Raw genomic sequence first — 231 nt, forward strand, 5'->3', positions numbered from 1 at the left:
CGCGCGAGAATCGCGGTTTCTTCCTCGCGAAGCCCGCCGACGGGCTGCATCGCATCGAACTCGAACTGCCCACTTCGGGCGACGAAGACCTGTACAACCGTCTCGTCACTGACCGGCTCGCGGGCACGCTGCCCGCCTCGCTCACGCAGACCGACATCTGCCAGCGTTCCGGCGTCGACCGCATGACGATGACGCGCGCGCTCTCGCGGCTCTCGGAAGACGGGCTCATCG

General features: G+C 67.5%; 1 protein-coding gene. It reads left to right on the top strand.

The features are described from left to right. On the top strand, positions 1–231 hold a 231-nt coding region (locus tag SB751_RS35765), incomplete at both ends, for a helix-turn-helix domain-containing protein (RefSeq protein WP_410749702.1).

The sequence above is a fragment of the Cupriavidus sp. SIMBA_020 genome (assembly GCF_046535395.1).
GTDB classification, from domain to species: Bacteria; Pseudomonadota; Gammaproteobacteria; order Burkholderiales; family Burkholderiaceae; genus Cupriavidus; species Cupriavidus campinensis.